This is a genomic window from Mesorhizobium sp. M0904 (genome assembly GCF_040319475.1).
Classification (GTDB): domain Bacteria; phylum Pseudomonadota; class Alphaproteobacteria; order Rhizobiales; family Rhizobiaceae; genus Mesorhizobium.
The window spans coordinates 28,856-51,519 of the sequence record NZ_JAMYOC010000023.1 but is presented as its reverse complement, the minus strand read 5'-3'; the positions used below and the strand labels follow the sequence as shown (position 1 = coordinate 51,519).

The window sequence follows — 22,664 nt, the reverse complement described above, 5'->3', positions numbered from 1 at the left end:
GCAAGTTGATCGCCGGCCATGGATTGCTGTTGACAGCTTGTCGCCCATCTGCATTTGTCTGATAATAGATAAAAAACAGCGTTGTGAGCGTATCAGCCATCAGCCAGCCATTAGCCACCAGTAAGACAGCAACTCACGGGAGGAGTATGACATGAAGAAAATATTCGTTTTGGGCGCCCTTGCGGCGATGCTCGCCTCGGGCACCGCGCTTGCCGACACCAGCGGCAAGAAAATCGCCTTCTCCAACAATTACGCCGGCAATTCCTGGCGGCAGGCGATGCTGGACAGCTACGCCATCGTCACCAAGAAGGCGGTTGCCGACAAGGTGGTCGGCGCCGCGGACGTCTTCACGACGGCCGACAAGGAAGTGCCGACGCAAGCAGCGCAAGTGCAGAACCTGATCCTGCAGGGCTATGACGCGATCGTCATCAACGCGGCGTCTCCGGATGCCCTCAACGGCGCCATCAAGCAGGCCTGCGACGCCGGCATCGTCGTCGTCTCCTTCGACGGCATCGTCACCGAACCCTGCGCCTACCGCGTCGTCGTCGACTTCAAGGACATGGGCAAGCAGGAAGTCGAGCAGATGGCCAAGTTCCAGCCCAAGGGCGGCAATCTCCTGGAAATCCGCGGTCTCGCCGGCACTTCGATCGACGACGCCATCCACGCCGGCATCCTCGAGGGTGTCGCTGCCCATCCCGAGTTCAAGATCGTCGGCTCGGTGACCGGCGACTGGGACCAGACAACGGCACAGAAAGCCGTCGCAACGATCCTGCCGTCGCTGCCGGATGTTGTCGGGGTGGTCGACCAGGGCGGTGACGGCTACGGCGCGGCGCAGGCTTTCGCCGCCGCCGGCAAGCCGCGCCCGACCATCATCATGGGCAATCGCCAGGACGAATTGCAGTGGTGGAAGGAGCAGAAGGACAAGGACGGTTACCAGACCTGGTCGGCATCGATCGCGCCCGGCGTATCGACGCTTGCCTTCTGGGTGGCGCAGCAGGTGCTCGACGGCCGCACCGACGTGCCGCACGACTTGCTGGTTCCCTATCTTGCCTTCACACAGGATGATTTCGAGGCCGCGCTGCCGAAGATTCCGAAGGGCGGCGTCGCCAGCCACGAATACACGCAGGAAGACGCCATCGCCGCGATCAAGGCCAACATCAAGTGAGCATGGCACTATTGTTGCCGCCACGGATAACCGGGTATCGTTGAGGGATGCCCGAGGCCAATGCAGACATCCTCATGCCGGACGGCGCCGAAAAGCTTTTCGGCGCCGTCAGTTTGGACATCATAAGACTGGACGGAGCCGAAAAACATTTCGGCGCCGTCAAGGCGCTCGCCGGTGTCGATTTCAGCGTTCGTGCCGGAGAATGCGTCGGTCTCGTCGGCCATAACGGCGCCGGGAAATCGACGCTCATGCATATGGTGGCAGGCACGCTTGCCCCCGACAGCGGGCAGATCGCGGTCCGCGGCGGTGTCGAGGCAAGTTATTCGGTGCCGCGCGCACAGCAGCTCGGCATCCGTTGTGTTTTCCAGGAACTATCGCTCTGCCCGAACCTCAGCGTCGCCGAGAACACGCGGATCAACCACGCGTCGCTTAATGGCTTCGGCTGGCGGCGCAAGGCGGCCGATCTGATCGCCGCCAAGCTGGACGAGATATTCCCCGGCCACAGCATCTCGGCATCCGACATCGTCGGTGATCTTTCCATCACCAGCCGGCAAATGGTGGAGGTGGCGCGCGCCTTCACGGTCACGCAGGAGCCGCTCGAACTGGTCATCCTCGACGAGCCGACATCCTCGCTCGATGCGCATACCGCCGGCCAGCTGCTGGCGTTCGTGCGCCGCTTCGTAGCCGCCGGCAAGAGCTGCATCCTGATCTCGCATGTGCTCGGCGAAGTGCTCGGAAATGCCGACCGCATCGTCGTGATGCGCGACGGCAAGGTCGTCGCCGCCGGGCAGGCCGATCAATTCGACCGCGACAGGCTGGTGACGGCGATGGGCGGAGCGGAGGCACGCGAGAAGGCCGCTGCAGAGATTGCGAGCGGCAAGCCGGAGCCCGGTCCGCTGCGGGTCCGGGCGCGGCCGGCGCGACAGCAGGACGGCAACGAGCTCGTCGCCCGTGCCGGTGAGATCATCGGCCTTGCCGGACTTGCCGGGCACGGGCAGACCGATCTTTTGCTGGCTATCTTTGCGGCGGCTTCCCGCGCCAGGACCGGCATCGAGGTCACCGCGCCGGTGGCGCTGGTTGCCGGCGACCGCCAGTCGGACGGGATTTTTCCGCAGTGGTCGATTGCCGAGAACATCGGCATCCGTTCGCTGGCGCGATTGCGCAACGGCCTCTTGATCTCGCCGCAGCGCGAAGCCGAGCTCGCCGAGTTGTGGCAGCGGAAAATCGGCATCCGTACGCCCGACATGAACAACAACATCTTCTCGCTGTCCGGCGGCAACCAGCAGAAGGCGCTGTTCGCGCGGGCGCTCGGCTCCGACGCCAAGATCGTGCTGATGGACGATCCGATGCGCGGCGTCGACATCGGAACCAAGCTCGAAGTCTACGACCTGGTGCGCGAGGAGGCTCGCCATGGCCGCACTTTCCTCTGGTACACCACCGAAACCGAAGAGCTCGACAATTGCGACCATATCTATGTGTTCAAGAACGGCCGCATTGTCGCCAACCTTCGTCGCGACGAACTGACGGAGGAAAAAATCATCCAGTCCTCGTTCGGCGAGGCGGCCTGAGATGACAGCGGCATCCGTCGAGAATGGGCTAAAATCTTCGGCTCGCGCCACGAGGCGGGCGCGCATGCTGCGCAGCCTGCTGCCGGCACTGTCGCTGGCGCTGGTGCTCATCGCCATCGCCTGGCTCAACCCGCGCGCCATCAGCTATTTCGGCTTCAGCCTGATGCTCAATCTGGCGATCCCGATCGCACTGGCGACGATCGCGCAGATGTTCGTCATCGCCGGCAACGAGCTCGATCTGTCGATCGGCACCTTTGTCGGCTTCGTCGGCTGCGTCACGGCGACGTGGCTGAAGGACGCGCCGCTGCTCGGCGTCGTCATCCTGCTCGGGTCGATCGGCGTCTACGCGCTGCTCGGCGCGCTGATCCACCTGCGCAACCTGCCCTCTATCGTGGTGACGCTCGGCATGAGTTTCGTCTGGCAGGGCCTGGCCATCCTCATCCTGCCCAAGCCCGGCGGCAAGGCGCCGGACTGGCTGCTGGCGCTGATGGCCTTCAAGCCACCCTTCATTCCATTCCCGATCATCGCGGCATTGCTGATCGCGGCCGTCGTCCACTTTGGCCTGATGCGCACCTCCTATGGCGTCATCCTGCGAGGATCGGGCGGCAATTCAGCCGCACTCAAGCGCGCCGGCTGGTCGCTGCTGCGCACCAAGATCGCGCTGTTTGCGCTGACCGGTCTGTTCGGCGTTTTGTCCGGCATGGCGCTGATCGGCATCACCACCTCGGCCGATGCCAATATCGGCAATGGCTACACGCTGCTTTCGATCGCCGGCGTCATCCTCGGCGGCGGCGAGTTCGTCGGCGGCCGGGTGTCGCCGATCGGCGCCGTCATCGGCGCGCTGACGCTGGCTTTGGCCGCATCGCCGCTCTTGACCTTCATGCACATTCCGCCCGACTGGCAGGTCGCCGCCAATGGCGCCATCCTGATCATCGTGCTGGCAGCGCGGGTGCTGATCAGCCGCAGGGAGAGGTGAGCATGGCTTCGCTGCGGACACTGCTCGCCAGACCCTGGATCTGGTCATTCTTCGGGGCGCTGCTGGTGTGGCTGGCGACCATCGCCTTCACCGGCGGCTATGGCGGCGGCGGCATGATCACGGCGGCGCTGTCGCTGGCGGTCTTCACCGTCATTGTCGGCGTCGGCCAGATGTTCGTCATCACGCTCGGGCCGGGCAATGTCGACCTGTCGCTGCCGGCCAACATCGGCCTTGCCAGCGCCGTCGCCATGAAGGTCATGGACGGCAATGATGCGATGATCGCGGTCGGGTTGCTGGCCGCGCTTGCCTGCGGCATGGCGATCGGCGCCGTCAACTACCTTCTGATATGGGCGCTGCGCATTCCACCGATCATCGCGACGCTGTCGGCCAGCTTCGTCATCCAGTCGGTCGATATCAGCTATGGGCGGGGCCTGCAGATCAAGCCGCCGCCGGGCTTTGCCGACTTCACCAACTGGCAGGTGTTCGGCATCCCGGTGCTGGCGATCCTCACCGTGCTGTTCACCATCGGCGCCGGCATCGTTTTGCAGCGCATGATCTACGGACGCTCGGTGCTGGCGATCGGCCAGAACATCCGCGCCGCCTGGCTGGCCGGCGTCAATGTCGGCCGCACCCGCTTCCTCACCTACATGCTGTCGGGCGCGCTCGGCGGCCTCGACGGCGCACTGCTCGCCGGCTATTTCCGCGGCGCCAATGTCGATATCGGCAATGAGTATCTGCTGGCCTCGATCGCGGTCGTCGTCATCGGCGGCACGTCGGTGGCTGGGGGCAAGGCCAATGTGCCGGGGGTCTGGGGCGCGGCGCTGTTTCTCGTGCTGCTGTTGACCATGCTCAACACGTTCGGCGTCAGCGTCGGCGTCCGCCTGGTGCTGACAGGGCTGATCATCGTCGGCGTCATCACCGCCGCCGGTGGGCAGAAGGCGCTGCGCTAAGGCGAGGGGATAACGATCCCCCGCAAAACACGTGGTTCCCATCCGCATGCCAGCGCTGTAAATCCCGTCGCGCTATTGGCCAACATCGTTGTATGAGGTTTGCGTGTCCGATTTCGTCAGCACCACAAGGCATGGCAACGTCGCGGTGGTGATCATCGACAATCCGCCGGTCAACGCGCTGAGCTTCCATGTGCGCGAGCCGTTGATGCGGGCGCTCGTTTCCCTGCGGGACGAGCCGTCGGTCGGAGCAATCGTGATCGCCTGCGCCGGGCGGACCTTCGTCGCCGGCGCCGATATCACCGAATTCGGCAGACCGGCGCAGCAGCCGGAATTGCGCGCTATTGTCGCCGTGCTGGAAACTATTACCAAGCCGACGGTCGCAGCTATTCACGGCACTGCGCTCGGCGGCGGCCTGGAACTGGCGCTCGGCTGCCATTTCCGTGTTGCCGACCGAACGGCAAGGCTCGGCCTGCCGGAAGTCAAGCTCGGCCTGCTGCCGGGCGGCGGCGGCACGGTTCGCCTGCCGCGCCTGGTTGGTCCGCTAAAGGCACTCAGCATGATCGTTTCGGGAACGCCGATCGGTGCTGCCGAGGCGCTCGCCGACGGCCTGGTGGATGCCGTCTTCGATGGCGACCTGATCGCGAAAGCGGTGAGTTTCGCCAGCGAAACGGCCGCGAAAGGCGATCCGTTCACGCCCGTGCGCGACCGCAATGATCGCCTCGACCAGGCCGACTTGCCGGCTTTCGACAAGCAGGCGGCAGCGTTTTCCAAAAAAGCACGCGGCCTCGAAGCGCCGATCGCCTGTGCGCAGTCGGTCCGCAACGCCCTGACGCTGCCCTTCGACGAAGCGCTGGCGGCGGAGCGCGACCTGTTCCTCAAGCTTGTCGCCGGTGACCAGTCACGCGCGCAGCGGCATCTGTTCTTCGCTGAACGTGAGGCGGCAAAGATTGCCGGCAAGGATGTCGTCAGGCGCAAGATCGCCCGGGTCGGCGTCATCGGCGCCGGCACCATGGGCGGCGGCATCGCCATGGCGTTCGTCAATGGCGGTCTTCCCGTGACCTTGCTGGAGACGACGCAGGAAGCATTGCAACGCGGACTGACGACGATCGACAAGAATTATGCCGTTTCCGTTATCCGCGGATCGCTGAGCGAAGACGCCAAGCGCGAGCGGCTGGATTTGTTCAGGGGCAGCACCGACTATGCCGACCTCGCCGATTGCGACCTGATCGTCGAGGCCGTGTTCGAGGAGATGGCGGTCAAGAAGGATGTCTTCGGCAGGCTCGATGCGGTGGCCAAACCGGGCGCGATCCTCGCCACCAACACCTCCTATCTCGACGTCAACGAGATCGCCGGTTCGACGTCGCGGCCGCAAGATCTCCTCGGCATGCATTTCTTTTCGCCGGCTAACGTCATGAAGCTTTCGGAAATCGTCCGCGCCGACAAGACTTCGCCCGACGTGCTGGCGACCATCGTCGATCTGGCACGGCGGATCGGCAAGGTGCCGGTCGTTGTCGGCGTCTGCCACGGCTTCGTCGGCAATCGCATGCTGGCGGCGCGCGGTGCGGAACTGGAGACGCTTCTGCTGGAAGGCGCCATGCCGAGCCAGGTCGACCAGGTGTTCACCGATTTTGGCTGGCCGATGGGGCCGTTCGAGATGAGCGATCTCGCCGGCCTCGACATAGGCTGGCGCAACCGCAAGGCGCGTGGCCAGTCGGCCGTGATCGCCGATGCGTTGTGCGAACAGGGACATTTCGGCCAGAAGACCGGCAGCGGCTTCTATCGTTATGAGAACGGTTCGCGCACGCCGCTGCCCGATCCCGAGGTCGAGACGCTGATCCGTAACAAAGCTGCCGAACGCGGCATTGCACCGCGGCCAATCGGCGCCGAGGAGATCATCGAGCGGACGCTCTATCCGATGATCAACGAGGGCGCCAAAATCCTCGAGGAAAAGATTGCCGCCCGGGCGTCCGATATCGACCTTGTCTGGGTCAACGGCTACGGCTTCCCGGTCGGCAAAGGCGGGCCGATGTTCTGGGCGAGCCTCGAAGGCGTGGACAAGATCATCCAGCGGCTGGATCACTGGCACCAGCAGACCGGCAAGGACGTCTTTCGAGTGGCACCTCTGCTTAGGCAAATGGCCGAAACCGGTTCCTGGGACGGCGGCTAGTATCAACGCCGGTCAGGCGCTGGTGATCGACGGTGGAGAAAGCATCGGCTGATCCGCCGCTCCCCGCAGGCGGCAGCTGAAATTGTCTTTGGCCTAACGGCCGGCGGCGAGATGTGCTTTCGTCTCGAGGAGAATGCGGCCAACATGGCTGGGCCGGGAAAGGGAAGGCTGCATTATGGCCGAGGCCTATATCTGCGACTACATCCGCACGCCGATTGGACGCTTCGGCGGTTCGCTGTCGGCGGTCCGTGCCGACGATCTCGGCGCTATCCCTTTGAAGGCGCTGGTCGAGCGTAATTCGGGCATCGACTGGGCCGCCATCGACGATGTCGTCTATGGCTGCGCCAACCAGGCCGGTGAGGACAATCGTAATGTGGCGCGCATGGCGCTGCTGCTGGCCGGCCTGCCCAAGGAGGTTCCCGGCTCGACCGTCAATCGCCTCTGCGGTTCGGGCATGGATGCGGTGATGATTGCTGCCCGCGCCATCAAAGCCGGCGAGGCGGAGCTGATAGTATCAGGCGGCGTCGAATCGATGAGCCGTGCTCCGTTTGTCATGCCGAAGGCGGAGACCGCCTTTTCGCGCAATGCCGAGATTTACGACACCACGATCGGCTGGCGCTTCATCAATCCGCTGATGAAGAAGCAATACGGCGTCGATTCGATGCCGGAGACCGGTGAGAACGTGGCGGAAGAGTTCGCTGTCTCCCGCGCAGACCAGGATGCGTTTGCCGTGCGCAGCCAGGACAAGGCAATCGCCGCGCAAGCCAATGGTCGGCTGGCGAAGGAAATTACGCCGGTGACGATCGCGCAGCGCAAGGGCGATCCGGTGATCGTATCAAAGGACGAGCATCCGCGAGCAGGCACGACGATCGACTCGTTAGCCAAGTTGCCGACGCCGTTCCGGCAAGGCGGCACGGTTACCGCCGGCAATGCCTCGGGCGTTAACGATGGTGCCGCAGCGCTGATCGTCGCCTCGGAAACGGCCGTGAAAAGATACGGGTTGACGCCGATCGCCCGTATTCTCGGCGGTGCCACCGCCGGCGTGGCGCCGCGCATCATGGGCATTGGTCCGGTGCCGGCCACGCAAAAGCTATGCGCCCGGCTCGGCCTGGAGCCGCGACAATTCGATGTCATCGAGCTCAACGAGGCCTTCGCCTCGCAAGGCATCGCGGTGCTGCGCCAACTCGGCATTGCCGAGGATGCGGAGCACGTCAACCCGAATGGCGGCGCCATCGCGCTCGGCCATCCGCTCGGCATGTCCGGGGCGCGCATCACGGGCACGGCTGCGCTGGAGCTGCGCGAACGCGGCGGCCGCTACGGCCTCGCGACCATGTGCATCGGGGTCGGCCAGGGGATCGCGGTGGCGCTCGAGAGATTGTGAGCAAGCAGCTCCGGTCGTTCTAAAGGTGCGATTACACGAACGTTTACAGCAGTTCCGCCCGGCCAAATTTGACCATGTGGACAAAAGCCGGGCACCGTTCCATAGTTCCTTCGCCGATATTCCAGAGAAGAGAGCCGGCTCGACACGGCGCCAATCAGAGGGGCATGCAATGGACAACGGGAAGAGCAGAATCCAATCGAAACGCGAAGGGCTTTCGCGACGCAACGTGCTGGAGCTGGGCGCGCTCGGCCTGGCGGCGGCGATGCTGCCGAGGAGCGCCTTTGCCAAGACCAAGAAGCTGAAAGTGGCGGCGATCTTCGCCACGCCGATCGAGGAACCGTGGGACAACCAGATCCATGTCGCCCTGCAGAAGGCCGAGAAGGAACTCGGCATCGAATACAAATGGTCGGAGAAGGTACAGACCGCCGATTTCAGCCGTGTCATGCGCGAATATGCGCAGGGCGGCTATGAGCTGGTGCTGGGCGATGCCTTCGCCGCCGAGCGCGAATCGCGCAGGACCGCCAAGCAATTCCCGAAGACCGCCTTCCTGTTCGGCTCCGGCGCCGGGCCGGCCGAACCGAATTTCGGGGTTTTCGACAACTGGATCCACGAGCCGGCCTATCTGTCCGGCATGATTGCCGGAAAAATGTCGAAATCGGGCACGATCGGCGCCGTCGCGGCGATGGGCATTCCGGAAGTGAACCGGCTGGTCAACGCCTTCTTTGCCGGCGCCAAGGAGGTCAATCCCAACATCAAGAAGAAGGTCGCCTTCATCGGCTCGTTCTTCGATCCGCCGAAGGCAAAGGAAGCTGCTGTCGCCCAGATCGACGCCGGCGTCGACGTCATCTATGCCGAGCGTTTTGGCGTCATCGAAGCGGCGGTCGAGAAGAAGATCCTCGCTATCTCCAACATGTCGGACCAATCGAGCCTCGGCCCCGACACCGTGATCACCGGCCCGGTCTGGGACATGTATCCGACCGTCGAGCAGGCAATCAAGCTGGTCAAGGCCGGCGTCTTCACCGCGCAGGATTACGGCGATTTCTCGCGCATGGCCAAGGGCGGCTCCTACCTCGCGCCCTACCACAAGTTCGACAAGACGCTGCCGGCCGAGGTCAAGGACTTGGTCGAAAAGAAGAAGGCCGAAATCCTTGACGGCAATTTCCGCGTCGATGTCGATGAGAATACGCCGGTCTCGGATTAGGTGCTTGCCCTCCCCCTCGTGGGGAGGGTGGCCCGCAGAGCCGGGTGGGGTCCGCGGCGACGCGCTCCATCTTTTTCAGTCAGAGGTCGAGGCAGTTGAGGTGACCCCTCCCGCCTCGCTTCGCTCGGCACCCTCCCCTCAAGGGGGAGGGATATCGGCGTCAACGCCACCAGGATCCCGCCTTGTCAACGCCTGCCCCTCTCATCGAAATGCGCGGCATCTCCAAGAGCTTTGGCGCCGTCAAGGCGAACGAAGCCGTCGATCTCAGCGTCGCGCCGGGTGAAATCCTCGGGCTGCTCGGCGAAAACGGTGCCGGCAAGACGACGCTGATGAATGTGCTGTTCGGCGCCTATGCGCCCGATGCCGGCGAGATCCTGGTGCAGGGCCGGCCGGTGACGATCAACAGTTCGGCCGATGCGCTTGCCGCCGGCATCGGCATGGTGCACCAGCATTTCCATCTCGCATCGCGGCTTTCGGTGCTGGAAAACCTCTTGATCGGTATTCCCGGCAGATCGGGCCGGATCGATCGTCCCGGCGGGCTGGCGCGGCTCGCCGAGATCGGCCGCCAGCACGGGCTGACGCTCGACCCGGACCTTCCCGTCTCGGCGCTGGCGGTCGGCGAGCAGCAGCGGCTCGAAATCGTCAAGGCGCTGTTTCGCGGCGCAAGGCTGCTGATCCTCGACGAGCCGACAGCGGTGTTGGCGCCGACAGAGGTCGACGGACTGTTTTCGGCGCTGCGCTCGATGGCGGCACAAGGGCTCGGCATCATCTTCATCTCGCACAAGCTCAACGAGGTGCGGGCGCTGACGCATCGCTGCGTCGTGCTCAGGCACGGGCGCGTCGCCGGCCGGGTCGATGCGCCGGCCAGCACGACGTCCTCGGAGATGGCGCGGCTGATGTGCGGCCACGAGATCGTGCCTCCGGCCAGAGGACCGTCGATGCCCGGTGCGGCCGTGCTGACCCTCGACGGTATCTCGACATCGCATCATTCCGGCATGGCGCTGCACGATGTTTCGCTGTCGGTTCGTGGCGGCGAGATCCTTGGCATCGCCGGCGTCTCCGGCAATGGCCAGCGCGCGCTTGCCGAGGTCATCTCCGGCGTGCGTGCGCCCGATGCCGGGAAGATGACCATAGCCGGCAAAGCGGTTTCGCGGTTCTCGCCGAGCACAGTCCAGGCGCTCGGCCTCGGCCGCATCCCGGAAGACCGCATGACGACAGGGCTGGTCACCAATCTGCCGCTTGCCGATTCCATGGTGCTGCCACGCATCGGCACGGCGGCGTTCAGCCGCAACGGCCTGCTCAAGCCGGATGCGATCCGCGCCTTCGCCGAGGCGCAGATCAAGGCCTACGACATACGTTGCCCCGGCCCGATGACGCGCGCCGGGGCGCTTTCCGGCGGCAATCTGCAGAAGGCGCTTCTGGCGCGCGAACTCGCCTTCGATCCAAAGGTGCTGATCGTTTCGCAGCCGACTCGCGGCCTCGACATCGGCGCCGCGCGCTTCATCCACGAAAAATTCCTCGACATGCGCGCCAAGGGCTGCGGCATCATCGTCATTGGCGAGGACCTGGAAGAGTTGCTGATGCTCTCGGATCGTATCGCGGTGATGTATGAGGGCCGCATCGTCGGCACGCTCGACAGTGCCGACGCCAGCGTCGCTAGACTCGGGTTGATGATGACCGGAGCGGAGGCGTGATGTTCCGTCTCGAGGCCCGCACCTCAACGCCCGCCTGGTTCAGTCTGGCGCTGCCGCTGCTCGCCATCGGGGCGACGCTGATCTTGTGCAGCGGCCTCATCGCACTGGCTGGCGCCGGCGTCGTCGAGGCTTATAGCGTGATGTTTTCGGCGTCGCTGGGCGACAGCTACGCCGTCACCGAAACGCTGGTGCGTGCCACCCCGATGATCTTCACAGGGCTTGCCGTGGCGGTCGCCTTCCGCGCCAAGTTCTGGAACATCGGCGCCGAAGGGCAATTGCTCGCCGGTGCGGTGGCGAGCTGTGCCGTCGGCGCCATCCCGATGCCGGGGCCGCTCGCCATGCTGCTGATGGCGCTGGCGGGTGGGGCCGCCGGCGCTGCCGTCGCGCTGATCCCCGCGACGCTACGGGTGAAATTCAGGGTCGATGACGTGGTCAGCTCGCTGCTGCTCAATTCGGTCATTTTCTACGCACTAATGGCGCTGATCGAGGGGCCATGGAAGGACAGTTTCAGCGGCTACCCGATCTCGCCGCCGATCGAGGATTCAGCGAATTTCCTGGTACTCATCGAAGGCACGCGGCTGCATCTCGGCGTCGTCGCGGCGCTGGTCGCGGCACCCCTGATCTGGTTCGTGGTCGCGCGTACGACGCTCGGCTTCCGCATCAGGGTCACCGGCGAGAACCCGGAAGCCGCGCGCTATGGCGGCATCAATGTCGAGCGGGTGCTGATTTCGACGGCGCTGCTGTCCGGCGCATTGGCCGGCCTTGCGGGCGTCGGCGAGGTCGGCGGCGTGCATTTCCAGGTGATGAGCGACATCTCGCCGGGCTATGGCTATTCCGGCATCGTCGTCGCCATGCTGGCGAGGCTCAATCCGCTCGGCGTGGTGCCGGCGGCGATCTTCCTTGCCGCCGTCATGACCGGCGCCGAGGCGATGTCGCGGGCGACCGGCGTTCCGGCCTTCCTCAGCGAAGTCATCCAGGGAACTGCGCTGCTCGCCATGCTGGTGGCGCTGCTGTTCACCGCCTATCGCATCCGCCGCGTGGGAATAGCCAAATGAGCGTGGTGCTGGAGCAAATCTTCCAGGTCGGCTTCCTGGCCGCCATCATCCGCATCGCCACGCCCTTGGCCTTCGCAACGCTGGGCGAAATGTTTTCCGAGCGCGCCGGTGTGCTCAATCTCGGCATCGAAGGCATCATGCTTTTGTCGGCAATGACCGGCTTCACCGCGGCGAGCCTCAGCGGCAGCCTGTGGCTCGGTGTGCTTGCGGCGGTGCTGACCGGGGCGCTGATGGGTGCCGTGCATGCGCTGTTCACGGTAGCGCTCGGCCTCAGCCAGCATGTCTGCGGCATCGGCGTGACGCTGTTCTCGTCGGGCCTTGCCTATTTCCTCTACCGGCTGATCTTCGGCCAGCGATCGGTGCCACCGAACATCAAGGGGTTCGAGACGCTGCCAATCCCGATCCTGTCCGACGTACCGGTGCTTGGGCCGGCGGTGTTCAACCAGTTTTCGCTGGTCTACATGGCGATGCTGTCTATTCCCCTGGCCGCCTTCGTGCTCTACCGCACGCCATGGGGCCTGTCGGTTCGTATGGTCGGTGAAAACCCGCGGGCCGCCGATTCGGCAGGCGTCAGCGTCATCGCAACGCGCTTCCAGGCGGTGATCCTCGGCGGTGCCTTGATGGGGCTCGCAGGCGCCTTCCTGTCGATGGGGCAGTTCAACGCGTTCACCTTCGGCGTCGTTTCCGGACGTGGCTGGGTGGCGATCGCGCTCGTCGTTTTCGGCCGCTGGGATCCGTGGCGATCGGCAGGCGCGGCACTGCTGTTTGCCTTCGTCGACGCCTTGCAGTTGCGCATGCAGGCGAGCGGGCTTGGCCATATCCCCTACGAGGCGTTCCTGATGTTGCCGTTCATCTTCACTATCGTCGCTATGGCGGTCATGTCGCGCAATGCGGTGGCGCCGTCGGCGCTGCTCAAGCCGTTCCGGCGCGAAGAGCGGTAACGGCGCTTCGCCTTTCACATCGCCGTGAAGCCGTTGTCGACGAACAGATGCGCGCCGTTGACGAAGCTGGCCTCGTCGCTGGCCAGGAACAGGGCTGCCTTCGCCACCTCTTCCGGCTCGCCGATCCGCCCCTGCTGCGCCGCCATTGCCGCGTCTGAGACATCGACGCCGAGTTTGTCGAGATCGGCGACCTCGCGCAGGCCATGCGGTGTCCTGATGAAGCCTGGACAGACCGCGTTGCAGCGGATGTTGCGGTCGCGGAACTCGACGGCGATGGCACGCGCGAACATATGGCAGGCGCCCTTGGTGGTATCGTAGAGCACCTCCATTGGCGTCGCCGCCACCGCCGAGATCGACGAGGTGCAGACGATGGAACCGCCGCCGGCGGCGATCATGCCGGGCAGCACGGCGCGCGTCATCAGGAACATTGAACGCACATTGACGGCATGCAGCCATTCCCATTCCTGCAGCGTGGTCTCCAGGAAGGGTTTGATGACGATGGTGCCGGCGTGATTGAACAGAACCGTGACCCGGCCGAATTTTTCCATCACGTCCTTCACCGCCGCTTCGACCTGCGCCTCGTCCGATACGTCGGCGACCCAGTGCTCGGCGACATGGCCGCGTTGCCTGATTGCTGCTGCGGTGGCACCCGCCGCATCGCCGTTGCGGTCGATGATCGCCACCTTGGCGCCCTCGGCCGCGAAAAGCTCCGAGGCCGCACCGCCCATGCCCGTCGCGCCGCCCGAAATGATGGCGACCTTGCCGGCCAGTCTTGTGCCCATGTTTTGCTCCGTGCTGCCTTGCCGTGACGTCGCGGCTTTCCACTGAAGCAGCGATGCTATCCCTCATCCAATGGCTGGCCAAGGAGCCACGGACACGTGGACCTGCCATTTTCTGCCGTCACCCCGCCTGCCTCAAAAGGCAGCGCGCTAAGCAGTAAAAGCACTAATTTGTCCGCCGTTCGGAGAAAATTGTTCTAAGGATCGCGCGAAAATAGCACTCGACAAAGTCTACCGATTTTATAGATTAAGCGTCGAGACGGAGGTCGATATGTCCTATAGCCAGAACACTCAGACTGCCCGCAGAGGTCAAAGGCTGGGTTCCGACCAGGTATGGCGGCCGGCCTACGCCGGCGCTTTCGCCTATCTCGTCTTTGCCCTTGCGTTTGTATTCACCGGGGCAGTGGTCCTCGGGCTGATTCCCTGACTATTGAGGCCTTGATCGTCGAGGCTTCCTCGGGATAGCGGCCTGCCGTTTGCAGAAATTCCGGAGTTGATGAACTGAATGCCGGTGCGCTTCTGCGCGCCCTGATTCCAACGTGATGGAGGAGATGGCAATGCCGATCGAGTTCACGCATGTTCCCGGTAAGATCCACGCTGCCGACGCCAGCTTTTTCTATGACTTTGTCGAGACCGCGACGAAACTGTCACTGATCGAGGATGCCGGATTCCAGAGGATCGTCATCGACGACGAGGCCGGGCTGCTCACCAATATGGACCTTGCCGCCCAGACGCTGGACCGCACCTCGTCGCTGGAAGTCGTTCTGACCCATTGGGCAGGCGTGATCGAACCAATCGTGGCGGCGCGGCAGCTCGCTGCCCTCGACGCGAGAAGCGGTGGCCGGCTGTCGCTCAGGATGCTCAGCGAGCCGCTCGGCGACGACGATGCCGAGGCACGTCCAGCCGGCCATACGGTGGTCTGGCAACGCATCGACGAATATCTGGTACTGCTGAAGCGGTTGTGGTCGAACGACAGACCGTTCGACCATGAAGGCGCTTTCTACAGCATCAAAGGCGGCTATGTGCCGCGCAAGGGGCCGCATGGCGCCGACGTAAACATCCGCATGGGCGCACGGTCCGGCACGGCGCTCAGGGTCGCGGGCAGGCATGCGGACGTGTTCGAGCTGGCGCCGGGCCCGCTTGCAGAAATCCGTCAGTCTATGGAGCGTGTACGCAGCGCCGCCGCCGAACACGGCCGGGCCGGCAAGCTGCGTTTCGCGCTTCCCGTCCAAATCCGTTCGGAAGACAAACCGGCCACTTCCTGCCAGAAGGCGGTCGAACTTGCCGGGCCGCCGGCGCAGGTCGCGCTGTCGCTGCTTTCCTACGTCGCTTTGGGGATCAAGGAGTTCATGATCGTCGGCGTGGACAGGCCACGCGAGATTGCGACGGCCGGCCGCGAGGCGATCGCACTGCTGCGCAATTCGCTGGCACGGCGCGAGGCCGATATCCCTCAGCCGGGGGCGTTTGCGTCACGCGCGACACAGGGCGCGAGAGCCGGTTGCTGAAGAGCCGCCGTCGTCACGCACCTCGCTGACGGCGCTACTGCCATTCCGGGAAAGTCGCGTGAGCGGCCTGGGCCAAGATCGGGATTTCCTCATCCGGAACGGAGCTGTAGGGCCAGAGCAATCGCGGGCCGAGCGGCGCCCAGCCGCCGGCCGCCGCCATCGCCTTGTCGAGTGCTGCATCCCCGACATCGTAACGGGTGCGAAACGGTAGAACATGTGCGGCGAGGAAGGCCCGTATGCGGGCCTCGACCTCGACAGCTGCGACCATGTCGGTGCGGATCATCTGCCACCACATCACCGCGCCCTTCGGGTTGAAGCAGGCAATGTTGGAATAGCTGCCGTGAGCGCCTCCGGCATACCCTGTCGCCAGCGTGTGGCCGGGAACGAAGACCGAGAATCCGTCCAGTTTGCGGCGCATATCGGCATACCAGCCAGCGTCGCCGCCCGGCAGCTTGGCGCCGACCAGCGATGGCACGGCCGCACGCAGCCTGGCGATGCCGTCGAGCGTCAGGCGGCGCTTAGCGTGCGGCGGGTTGTAGAGCACCAGCGGCGTTTCGGGCGCGGCCTCGCAGAGGCCGCCGACAAAACGCATGATCTCGTCGTCACTGGGCGGCCACCAGTCGGGCAAGGTGAATTGAGCCGCCGTCGGGCGAAGTGCGGCGACCCGCGTCAGCCGCTCCAGCGCGACGCGCGGATTGGACTGGCTGATGCCGATCTGGAAAGGAAGGCGCGCGCGGCCGGCTGTTTCGGCAACCAGCTCACAAAGCCGGTCGAATTCGGGCTCGGTCTGACAATGGAATTCGCAGGCCGTGCCATTGGAATAGACGCCGTCGACACCTGAGGCGCAGAGCCGGGCGATCGTCTCTTTCGTCGCCTGCCAGTCGATCGCTCCGCGATCATCAATGGCCAGCATCACTGCGCCCCAGACGCCGCGCGGCGCGTGTGCCGGCAAGCGAGCCAGGTGGTCGTTAAGATCAGCGTCCACCGGCGATCTCGTGTTCGCGGCGGGTTTCGTTCGAGGCAAAGGCAGCCTCGATAATGGCGATCATCTTGCGCCCATAGGCGCCGTCGACCGGCACCGGTGTGTCGTCGGCAATGGCATCGCGCATCGCGCGCCATTCGCGCACCAGCGCGTTATGCATCCAGTTCGGCTCAAAGGAACCGGGCAGCTCGGTCGAGACCGTATCGCGGCCAAGCATCGTGCCGCGGTCCATGTCGATGCGCAGCGTTCCCTGCTCGCAGATAAGGTCCATGGCGTAGGTCGTAGCGCCGGTGCGGTACCCGACGCTCTGCACCTGGCCGATGCCGCCGCCGGCGAAGCGCAGTCCGAGCAAGGCGGTGTCGTCTGCTTCCTGGTCATGGAACTTGGCGCCGAGCATGCCGCTTACCGACACGACATCGTCATCCATCAGCCAGACGAGGCGGTCGAGCGCGTGGATGCCGGCAGTCAACAGCATGCCGCCGCCGCTCGCCTTGCGCAGATGCCAGTCGCGGCGATTGTGCTCCATCCAGAGCTTGATGATCCAGCTCGATCCGATGAGCGGCCGGCCGAGCACTCCTTCCTCCAGCACCTGCTTGGCCGCCATGCAGGGCAGGGCGAAATGCATGAGGTGGGCGACCATCAGCTTGACGCCGCTCTCGGCCACGGCGGCATTGATCGCATCGCAGGCGGCCGCCGTCGGCGCCATCGGCTTTTCGAGCAGGATGTGCTTGCCGGCCTCTGCCGCGCCGATGGCCATTTCGGCGTGGAGGTGATGCGGGCTGGCAATGAGGACCGCGTCGACCTCCTTGTCGTCCAGCAGCCGACGCCAGTCGGTGTAGCCGCTGCCGCCATATTCGGCGGTGAATTGCTGCAGTGCATCGGAATTTCCACGAGAGGCGGCGGCGAGGCGAATGCCTCCAACCTCGCGGATTGCCCGCGCATGGGCCGCGCCGAAATCGCCGGCGCCGATAATTCCTATTCCAATCATGGTCCTGCCTTTTCGTAAGCGGCGTCGATCAGCGACATCGCCGCAACGTAATCCTCGATGGACACCGACGGAGGCGCCTTTCTGGCCAGCCGGTCAAGCGTGTCGCGCATGCACAGACGGTAGCGCGTTGCCGGCAATTCGACCGGCAGATCGACGATTGCCGCATCGTCGAGCGTGGCGCAGATGGCACGATCACCGTGGTCGACCAGGGTCGCATTGGCAGCGACGATGCGCCATTCGAAGTCGCCACCGGGGCGCATCGAGGCAAAGGTGTAGCCGGCCTCGACGATGAACAGCGCGCCGGCCTCGTCTTCCAGCACCAGCAGCGCATGATCCTCGACCGGGCCCGGATGGATGCGATTCGCGATCGAAACGGTCTTCAGGCCAAGCCTGCCGGTTGCGAGGCTGAGTGCAGCATCCACGCCGTGTATGCCGAGATTCCGCAACGCACCTCCACCACCAACCGCCGGGTCGACGGCCCAGGCGACACCGTCGGCGATGTAGCGCCCAGGCGGGCCATTGACCAGCCGGAACTGGCAATGCGCCACCACACCGGCACGGCCCTGCCGGTGCAGCCGCTCAAAGGCGGCAACGGCCGGCCCGAAACGATTGGGCAGGGGCACAGCGACAAAGGCCTGGTGCTGTCGGGCGAGGTCGCGCAGCGCCATCAGTTCCCTCGTATGGCTGGCCGCCGGCTTCTCCAGGATCAGCGGTATCCCTGCCCCGATGATCGCACGTGCCCGCGCCGGCACCGTCGAAGGGTGCCCCATCAACAGGATCACGTCCGGCGGGCTGGAGAGTATCTCCGTGAAATCTTCAATAAACGGCAGGTCGTGGTGCGCGGCGAACGCATGCGCTTGGCCAGGATTCTCGTCCCAGTTACCGACGATCTCCGCACCGTAAAAGCGTGCGGCGTCGAGGTGCATTTCGGCATGCCAGTGGCTCGAACCGGCGAGGATTATCTTCATTCGGGAGCAACACGTTTGCTATGGGCTTGCAGGATATCCTACAAGTGGCTATACGACAAGCAGCGGGTAGGGTAGTCCAGGGGATGATGAAAGCAGTGGGATGGCGGAACTGAAGTCGATCGAACCGTTGAGCAGGCCGCCGCTCCTTCACGTCACCGTGCAGGAAAGCCTCAGGGCCTATATCGAAAGCAACCAGCTCAAGGCCGGCGATCCCTTGCCGCCGGAGACGTTCCTGGCGCAGCGGCTCGGCGTCGGCCGCAACTCTGTGCGGGAGGCCATCAAGGCGCTGGAATCGATCGGCATCCTGGAGACGCGACGCGGCATCGGCGTGTTCGTCAAGGAGTTCTCGTTCAAGCCGCTGCTGGACAACCTGGCCTACGGTTTGCAGGATTCGCTCCGCGACGTCGAAGAGCTGCGCGAAATCCGTCGCGTGCTGGAAACCGGCCTCATCGCCAAGACAATCGAGATGATCAGCGCCGATGACATCGAGGCGCTGCGCCAGTTGACCGAGCGCATGCGGCAACGTGCCGAGCGCCATGAGAGCTTCGCCGAAGAGGACCAGCAATTCCATCAGCTGCTGTTCCGCTGCCAGAACAATCGCATGCTGAGCGCGCTGATCGACATCTTCTGGATGGCGTTCAACAAGGCCTCGAATTTCGCCAATCTCGATAATCCGACGCCGCTGGCGACATGGCGCGACCATCACGAGATCGTCGAGGCCGTCGCCGCCAAGGATGTCGACCAGGCGCGTCGGCGGCTCGACGACCATTACCGGGGAATCCAGCAGGTTATCGCCAAGAACCGAACACCCTGAACATGCCAAGGGAGGAAACCATGCGCATCAGGACCACCGCATTCTCTATCGCAGGGCTGCTGCTCGCCAGCATTGCCCCAGTGACCAGCGTCCAGGCACAAAACGCCAAAACCATCGCCGGCGGCTTCGACGTCGGTCCCGGCGGCTTTCCCAAGAACTTCAACCCGCTGGTCGCGACCGGCGGCTACACCTGGCTCAGCACCTATTTTGAACCGCTGGTCATCTACAATGCCGGGCTGACCGAGATCGAAGGCGACCTCGCCAAGGACTACAAGATCAGCGACGACCAGCTGAGCTATACGTTCAACCTAGTCAACGAGACTTGGCACGACGGCAAGCCGTTCACCTCGAAGGACGTCAAGTTCACGCTCGAGCTTGCCAAGAACAAGGCCTCCGGCAGCCTGTTTGCAGCCCGTCTCGCCGATATCGCCTCGGTCGATGCGCCGGATGACCACACCGCAGTGGTGAAGCTATCGAAACCGAACGGATCGTTTCTATCGATCCTCTCGCAGCTGATGATCCTGCCGGAGCATGCCCTGGCCGCCCTGTCGCCGGATGCGCTGGCGACCAGCACCTGGTGGTCGACCACTCCGGTCGGCACCGGCCCGTTCAAGTTCAAACGCTACGTGAGCGACCAATATGTCGAGCTGGCAGCCGATGACGATTATCGCGGCGGCAAGCCGAAGGTAGACGTGCTCATCAACCGCTATTTCGAGTCACCGGCGGCGGCCGTCGCCGCGCTCCGTGCCGGCGAAATCCAGTTCACCTATGTCGAGCCCGACGATGCGGCCTCCTTCAAAAGCGACAGCAATTTCAAGGTGATCGAAGGTGCCTCCTACGTGGTCAACTATATCGGCCTGAATCAGAAGGTCGACCTGTTCAGGGATATCCGTGTCCGCCAGGCGATCATGTACGCGATCGACCGCAACGCCATTATAGACAGCCTCTATGGCGGTGCCGCCAAGCCGGCCAATTGCGGCTATGTCGCGCCGCATCTCGTTCCCCAGGGTCTCGAACCATATGCCTACGATCTGGCCAAGGCCAAGGCGCTGCTGACCGAGGCGGGCTGGGACAAGATCAACGGCGACAAACCGATCACCCTGCTGACCTATTACGGCTCGCCGCAAGCGGCCAACGTGATGGCCGCCATCCAGTCGATGCTGGCCGAAGTCGGCATTAACGTGGTGCCGCGCGTCGTCGATACGCCGACCTATAACGGCATCGTCTACAAACAAGGCACGCCGGACTGGAATGCCTTTCCGATGGTCTATGCCGGCCTGCAGAACGGCCCCAATCCGGCCAGCCTCAACCCCGGCCTCAACAAGTCGCAGATCCCGCCGGCAGGCTTCAACACCATGCGCATCGATTTCGACGATCTGAGCGCTGCATTGGACGCCGCCCTCGGCCAGACCGATCCGGCCAAGATCGACCAATCCTGGCAGGAGGTCTGCAAGGTGATGAACAAGGACCTGCCCTGGGCAACGCTGTGGGTGGCCAACCGCTATGGCGTGGCCTCCAACAAGCTGCGTGACTTCGTCTGGACGCCGGCGCCGGGCGGCGGCCCCTACGCAGCTCACCCGGAGCGCTGGGATATCCAGTAAGAACTCCGCAACGAAGCGAGCAGGCGGACCACTTTGGCGCCGCCTGCCACCGCCACGGATAGCCCATGTTGAGCTTCATTGCCCGCCGCAGCGCTACAGGATTGCTGATGCTGGTCACGCTCAGCGTCCTCATCTTCATCCTGTTGCGGCTGGCGCCGGGCGATCCGATCGACGCCTATATCAACCCGTCGGTGCCGATGTCCGCCTCCGATCTCGAGGGGCTGCGCGAACGGCTTGGGCTCGACCGGCCGCTTCCCGTGCAATATCTGGCCTGGCTGCGCGCGGCGCTGGGCGGCGATTTCGGCTTTTCGATCCAGCGCAGCGGCGTCGCCGTGCTGCCGCTGGTCATGGAGCGCATCGGCCCGACCGCGCTGCTGATGGGCACGGGCCTGGCGATCGCCATCGTGCTCGGCATTTCCGCCGGCGTTTTCAGCGCGGTGCGCCGTAACGAACCGTCCGACATCGCGCTGTCGGTGCTGTCGTTTATCGGTATCTCCAGCCCGGCTTTTCTGACGGCGCTGCTTGGCCTCTATTTTTTCTCGGTGCTGCTGCGCTGGGCGCCGTCCGGCGGCATGCAGACCGCGGGTGCGTCGTTCTCGATGGCCGACGTGCTTGCGCACCTCATCCTGCCCGCTTGCCTGCTGTCCATCGGCCATGCCGCGCTGATCATGCGCTACATGCGCGCTTCGCTGCTGGAAGTGCTCAACCAGGATTACGTGCGGACGGCGCGTGCCAAGGGCGTGCGCGAGTTCTGGGTTATCATCAAGCATGCAACCCGCAACGCGCTCTTGCCGGTCATCACGCTGATCGGCTCGACCGTCGGCATCGCCATTGGCGGCGCCATCTTCCTGGAAAGCGTGTTCAATTGGCCGGGCATGGGACTGCTTCTGGTCAATGCCGTTGGCACCCGCGATTACCCGGTGATCATGGGCGCCACGTTGGTGATCGGCGTTTGCGTCATCCTGGTCAACCTGTTGACCGACGTCGTCTATGCCGTCGTCGACCCGCGCATTCAGGTGGCGTGATGGCAATCACTGCGCCGGACCCAATGGTCGACCCGACAGCCTTACCGCAGACCAAGGGGCCGCTCCGCCGCGCGTTCGACCGCTTTTTCGAAAACCGCGCGGCGCGTGCCGGGCTTTTGATCGTCATCCCGATCCTGCTGGCGGTTTCGACATATCCTTTGTGGTGGCCGTTCGGCCCGAACGCCATCGACCTCAGGGCGATGAACAAGGCGCCGTCGGCCATTCATTGGCTGGGTAGCGACGGCGTCGGGCGCGACGTCATGGCCCGGTTGCTGCAAGGTGGGCGGATCTCATTGCTGGTCGCCGTCTGCTCGGTCGCCATATCGACCGTCATAGGCTTCCTGGTCGGCGCCGGCGCCAGCTTTGGCGGGCGCCTCGTCGACGGCACGGTGATGCGCTTGGTCGATCTGGCGATGACGCTGCCGCCGGTGATCTTCCTGCTGGTGCTGGCTTCGATAGCCGGCACCGGCATCGCGCCCACCATACTGGTGATCTCGCTGCTCTCCTGGCCGGTGCTGTCGCGCATGGTGCGCGCCCGGCTGCTCGAACTGCGCGAGCGCGATTTCGTCGTTGCCGCCCGCGGCATGGGCGCGGGGCTGCCGCATCTGCTGTTCCGGCACGGCCTGCCCAATTGCATCGATATCCTGGTCGTCTATGCCACCTTGCAGATCGCCAACGCCATCCTGCTCGAGGCTGGCCTGTCCTTCCTCGGCCTCGGCATCGCGCCGCCCGAAGCCAGCTGGGGCAACATGCTCAATCTCGCCCGCTCCACCGTCGTGCTTGAAAATTATCCGTGGCAATGGATGTTCCCAGGCGCCGCGCTGGTGCTCACGGTGCTCGCCATCAACTTCATCGGCGACGGCCTGCGCGACGCATTCGATCCCCGCTCCGATCTCAACTGACC

The 22,664-nt window shown here is 64.3% G+C and carries 20 protein-coding genes; 16 read left to right on the top strand and 4 right to left on the bottom strand.

Going from position 1 to position 22,664, the window contains the following annotated elements:
- Positions 1–151: 151 nt before the first annotated feature.
- The 10 genes from NKH80_RS23005 (at position 152) to NKH80_RS22960 (ending at position 13,098) form a co-directional block, all read left to right on the top strand.
- Complete coding sequence (locus NKH80_RS23005) at positions 152–1,165, top strand: ABC transporter substrate-binding protein (protein ID WP_352649408.1); 1,014 nt, start codon at positions 152–154, stop codon at positions 1,163–1,165.
- 74 nt (positions 1,166–1,239) lie between these two features.
- A complete protein-coding gene (locus tag NKH80_RS23000; protein WP_352701422.1) occupies positions 1,240–2,733 on the top strand; it encodes a sugar ABC transporter ATP-binding protein in 1,494 nt (497 codons plus the stop codon).
- A gap of 1 nt (position 2,734) precedes the next feature.
- Positions 2,735–3,709 (top strand): ABC transporter permease, encoded by a 975-nt coding sequence (locus NKH80_RS22995; protein WP_352993636.1) that lies wholly within the window; start codon positions 2,735–2,737, stop codon positions 3,707–3,709.
- A gap of 2 nt (positions 3,710–3,711) precedes the next feature.
- Complete coding sequence (locus NKH80_RS22990; RefSeq protein ID WP_352993635.1) at positions 3,712–4,659, top strand: ABC transporter permease; 948 nt, start codon at positions 3,712–3,714, stop codon at positions 4,657–4,659.
- A gap of 103 nt (positions 4,660–4,762) precedes the next feature.
- Positions 4,763–6,826 (top strand): 3-hydroxyacyl-CoA dehydrogenase NAD-binding domain-containing protein, encoded by a 2,064-nt coding sequence (locus tag NKH80_RS22985; protein WP_352690280.1) that lies wholly within the window; start codon positions 4,763–4,765, stop codon positions 6,824–6,826.
- A 175-nt stretch (positions 6,827–7,001) separates the two neighbouring features.
- The gene (gene pcaF / locus NKH80_RS22980; protein ID WP_352993633.1) at positions 7,002–8,207 is read left to right on the top strand and encodes a 3-oxoadipyl-CoA thiolase; all 1,206 of its coding nucleotides are present in this window, start codon (positions 7,002–7,004) and stop codon (positions 8,205–8,207) included.
- 169 nt (positions 8,208–8,376) lie between these two features.
- Positions 8,377–9,408: a BMP family protein gene (locus tag NKH80_RS22975; RefSeq protein ID WP_352509104.1), complete on the top strand. Its 1,032-nt coding sequence runs from the start codon at positions 8,377–8,379 to the stop codon at positions 9,406–9,408.
- Between the two features lie 209 nt (positions 9,409–9,617).
- Entirely contained in the window at positions 9,618–11,102 is a 1,485-nt protein-coding gene (locus NKH80_RS22970) for an ABC transporter ATP-binding protein (protein ID WP_502896211.1), read from the top strand.
- Positions 11,102–12,157 (top strand): ABC transporter permease, encoded by a 1,056-nt coding sequence (locus NKH80_RS22965; RefSeq protein ID WP_352993631.1) that lies wholly within the window; start codon positions 11,102–11,104, stop codon positions 12,155–12,157. The genes NKH80_RS22970 and NKH80_RS22965 overlap by 1 nt, the downstream gene beginning before the upstream one ends.
- Positions 12,154–13,098 carry an ABC transporter permease gene (locus NKH80_RS22960; RefSeq protein WP_352993629.1) on the top strand — a complete coding sequence of 315 codons (945 nt, stop codon included), beginning with the start codon at positions 12,154–12,156 and terminating at the stop codon, positions 13,096–13,098. The genes NKH80_RS22965 and NKH80_RS22960 overlap by 4 nt, the downstream gene beginning before the upstream one ends.
- Before the next feature lie 14 nt (positions 13,099–13,112).
- Here the strand turns inward: NKH80_RS22960 and NKH80_RS22955 are convergent, their stop codons facing one another.
- Positions 13,113–13,880 carry an SDR family NAD(P)-dependent oxidoreductase gene (locus NKH80_RS22955; protein ID WP_352993627.1) on the bottom strand — a complete coding sequence of 256 codons (768 nt, stop codon included), beginning with the start codon at positions 13,878–13,880 and terminating at the stop codon, positions 13,113–13,115.
- A 268-nt stretch (positions 13,881–14,148) separates the two neighbouring features.
- On the opposite strand from NKH80_RS22955, the gene NKH80_RS22950 reads away from it, so the two are divergent.
- A complete protein-coding gene (locus tag NKH80_RS22950; RefSeq protein ID WP_254817777.1) occupies positions 14,149–14,304 on the top strand; it encodes a hypothetical protein in 156 nt (51 codons plus the stop codon).
- 130 nt (positions 14,305–14,434) lie between these two features.
- Positions 14,435–15,382, top strand: a complete 948-nt coding sequence (locus NKH80_RS22945) for an LLM class flavin-dependent oxidoreductase (RefSeq protein WP_352993626.1) — start codon at positions 14,435–14,437, stop codon at positions 15,380–15,382.
- Between the two features lie 34 nt (positions 15,383–15,416).
- Here the strand turns inward: NKH80_RS22945 and NKH80_RS22940 are convergent, their stop codons facing one another.
- The 3 genes from NKH80_RS22940 to NKH80_RS22930 are packed head-to-tail and all read right to left on the bottom strand — an operon-like array spanning position 15,417 to position 18,320.
- Positions 15,417–16,367, bottom strand: coding sequence for a dihydrodipicolinate synthase family protein (locus NKH80_RS22940; RefSeq protein ID WP_352993624.1), 951 nt, complete (start codon positions 16,365–16,367; stop codon positions 15,417–15,419).
- Entirely contained in the window at positions 16,357–17,352 is a 996-nt protein-coding gene (locus NKH80_RS22935) for a Gfo/Idh/MocA family protein (protein ID WP_352993623.1), read from the bottom strand. Before NKH80_RS22935 ends, NKH80_RS22940 begins: the two co-directional genes overlap by 11 nt.
- On the bottom strand, positions 17,349–18,320 hold the full coding sequence (locus tag NKH80_RS22930) for a Gfo/Idh/MocA family protein (protein ID WP_352993621.1): 972 nt from the start codon (positions 18,318–18,320) through the stop codon (positions 17,349–17,351). Before NKH80_RS22930 ends, NKH80_RS22935 begins: the two co-directional genes overlap by 4 nt.
- Positions 18,321–18,420: 100 nt before the next feature.
- On the opposite strand from NKH80_RS22930, the gene NKH80_RS22925 reads away from it, so the two are divergent.
- From NKH80_RS22925 to NKH80_RS22910, 4 genes are all read left to right on the top strand, one after another.
- A complete protein-coding gene (locus tag NKH80_RS22925; protein ID WP_352896718.1) occupies positions 18,421–19,134 on the top strand; it encodes a FadR/GntR family transcriptional regulator in 714 nt (237 codons plus the stop codon).
- 20 nt (positions 19,135–19,154) lie between these two features.
- On the top strand, positions 19,155–20,735 hold the full coding sequence (locus tag NKH80_RS22920) for an ABC transporter substrate-binding protein (RefSeq protein WP_352993619.1): 1,581 nt from the start codon (positions 19,155–19,157) through the stop codon (positions 20,733–20,735).
- Positions 20,736–20,800: 65 nt separating this feature from the next.
- Positions 20,801–21,760 (top strand): ABC transporter permease, encoded by a 960-nt coding sequence (locus tag NKH80_RS22915; RefSeq protein WP_352993617.1) that lies wholly within the window; start codon positions 20,801–20,803, stop codon positions 21,758–21,760.
- Between the two features lie 23 nt (positions 21,761–21,783).
- Positions 21,784–22,662 carry an ABC transporter permease gene (locus NKH80_RS22910; RefSeq protein ID WP_352993707.1) on the top strand — a complete coding sequence of 293 codons (879 nt, stop codon included), beginning with the start codon at positions 21,784–21,786 and terminating at the stop codon, positions 22,660–22,662.
- Positions 22,663–22,664: the final 2 nt, after the last annotated feature.

What these genes read in the sequence shown, in the direction of transcription:
- NKH80_RS23005 (WP_352649408.1), top strand. Translation starts at nt 152, where the DNA reads ATGAAGAAAATATTCGTTTTGGGCGCCCTTGCGGCGATGCTCGCCTCG.
- NKH80_RS23000 (WP_352701422.1), top strand. Translation starts at nt 1,240, where the DNA reads ATGCCGGACGGCGCCGAAAAGCTTTTCGGCGCCGTCAGTTTGGACATC.
- NKH80_RS22995 (WP_352993636.1), top strand. Translation starts at nt 2,735, where the DNA reads ATGACAGCGGCATCCGTCGAGAATGGGCTAAAATCTTCGGCTCGCGCC.
- NKH80_RS22990 (WP_352993635.1), top strand. Translation starts at nt 3,712, where the DNA reads ATGGCTTCGCTGCGGACACTGCTCGCCAGACCCTGGATCTGGTCATTC.
- pcaF (WP_352993633.1), top strand. Translation starts at nt 7,002, where the DNA reads ATGGCCGAGGCCTATATCTGCGACTACATCCGCACGCCGATTGGACGC.
- NKH80_RS22975 (WP_352509104.1), top strand. Translation starts at nt 8,377, where the DNA reads ATGGACAACGGGAAGAGCAGAATCCAATCGAAACGCGAAGGGCTTTCG.
- NKH80_RS22970 (WP_502896211.1), top strand. Translation starts at nt 9,618, where the DNA reads ATGCGCGGCATCTCCAAGAGCTTTGGCGCCGTCAAGGCGAACGAAGCC.
- NKH80_RS22965 (WP_352993631.1), top strand. Translation starts at nt 11,102, where the DNA reads ATGTTCCGTCTCGAGGCCCGCACCTCAACGCCCGCCTGGTTCAGTCTG.
- NKH80_RS22960 (WP_352993629.1), top strand. Translation starts at nt 12,154, where the DNA reads ATGAGCGTGGTGCTGGAGCAAATCTTCCAGGTCGGCTTCCTGGCCGCC.
- NKH80_RS22955 (WP_352993627.1), bottom strand. Translation starts at nt 13,880, where the DNA reads ATGGGCACAAGACTGGCCGGCAAGGTCGCCATCATTTCGGGCGGCGCG.
- NKH80_RS22950 (WP_254817777.1), top strand. Translation starts at nt 14,149, where the DNA reads ATGTCCTATAGCCAGAACACTCAGACTGCCCGCAGAGGTCAAAGGCTG.
- NKH80_RS22945 (WP_352993626.1), top strand. Translation starts at nt 14,435, where the DNA reads ATGCCGATCGAGTTCACGCATGTTCCCGGTAAGATCCACGCTGCCGAC.
- NKH80_RS22935 (WP_352993623.1), bottom strand. Translation starts at nt 17,352, where the DNA reads ATGATTGGAATAGGAATTATCGGCGCCGGCGATTTCGGCGCGGCCCAT.
- NKH80_RS22930 (WP_352993621.1), bottom strand. Translation starts at nt 18,320, where the DNA reads ATGAAGATAATCCTCGCCGGTTCGAGCCACTGGCATGCCGAAATGCAC.
- NKH80_RS22925 (WP_352896718.1), top strand. Translation starts at nt 18,421, where the DNA reads ATGGCGGAACTGAAGTCGATCGAACCGTTGAGCAGGCCGCCGCTCCTT.
- NKH80_RS22920 (WP_352993619.1), top strand. Translation starts at nt 19,155, where the DNA reads ATGCGCATCAGGACCACCGCATTCTCTATCGCAGGGCTGCTGCTCGCC.
- NKH80_RS22915 (WP_352993617.1), top strand. Translation starts at nt 20,801, where the DNA reads ATGTTGAGCTTCATTGCCCGCCGCAGCGCTACAGGATTGCTGATGCTG.
- NKH80_RS22910 (WP_352993707.1), top strand. Translation starts at nt 21,784, where the DNA reads ATGGTCGACCCGACAGCCTTACCGCAGACCAAGGGGCCGCTCCGCCGC.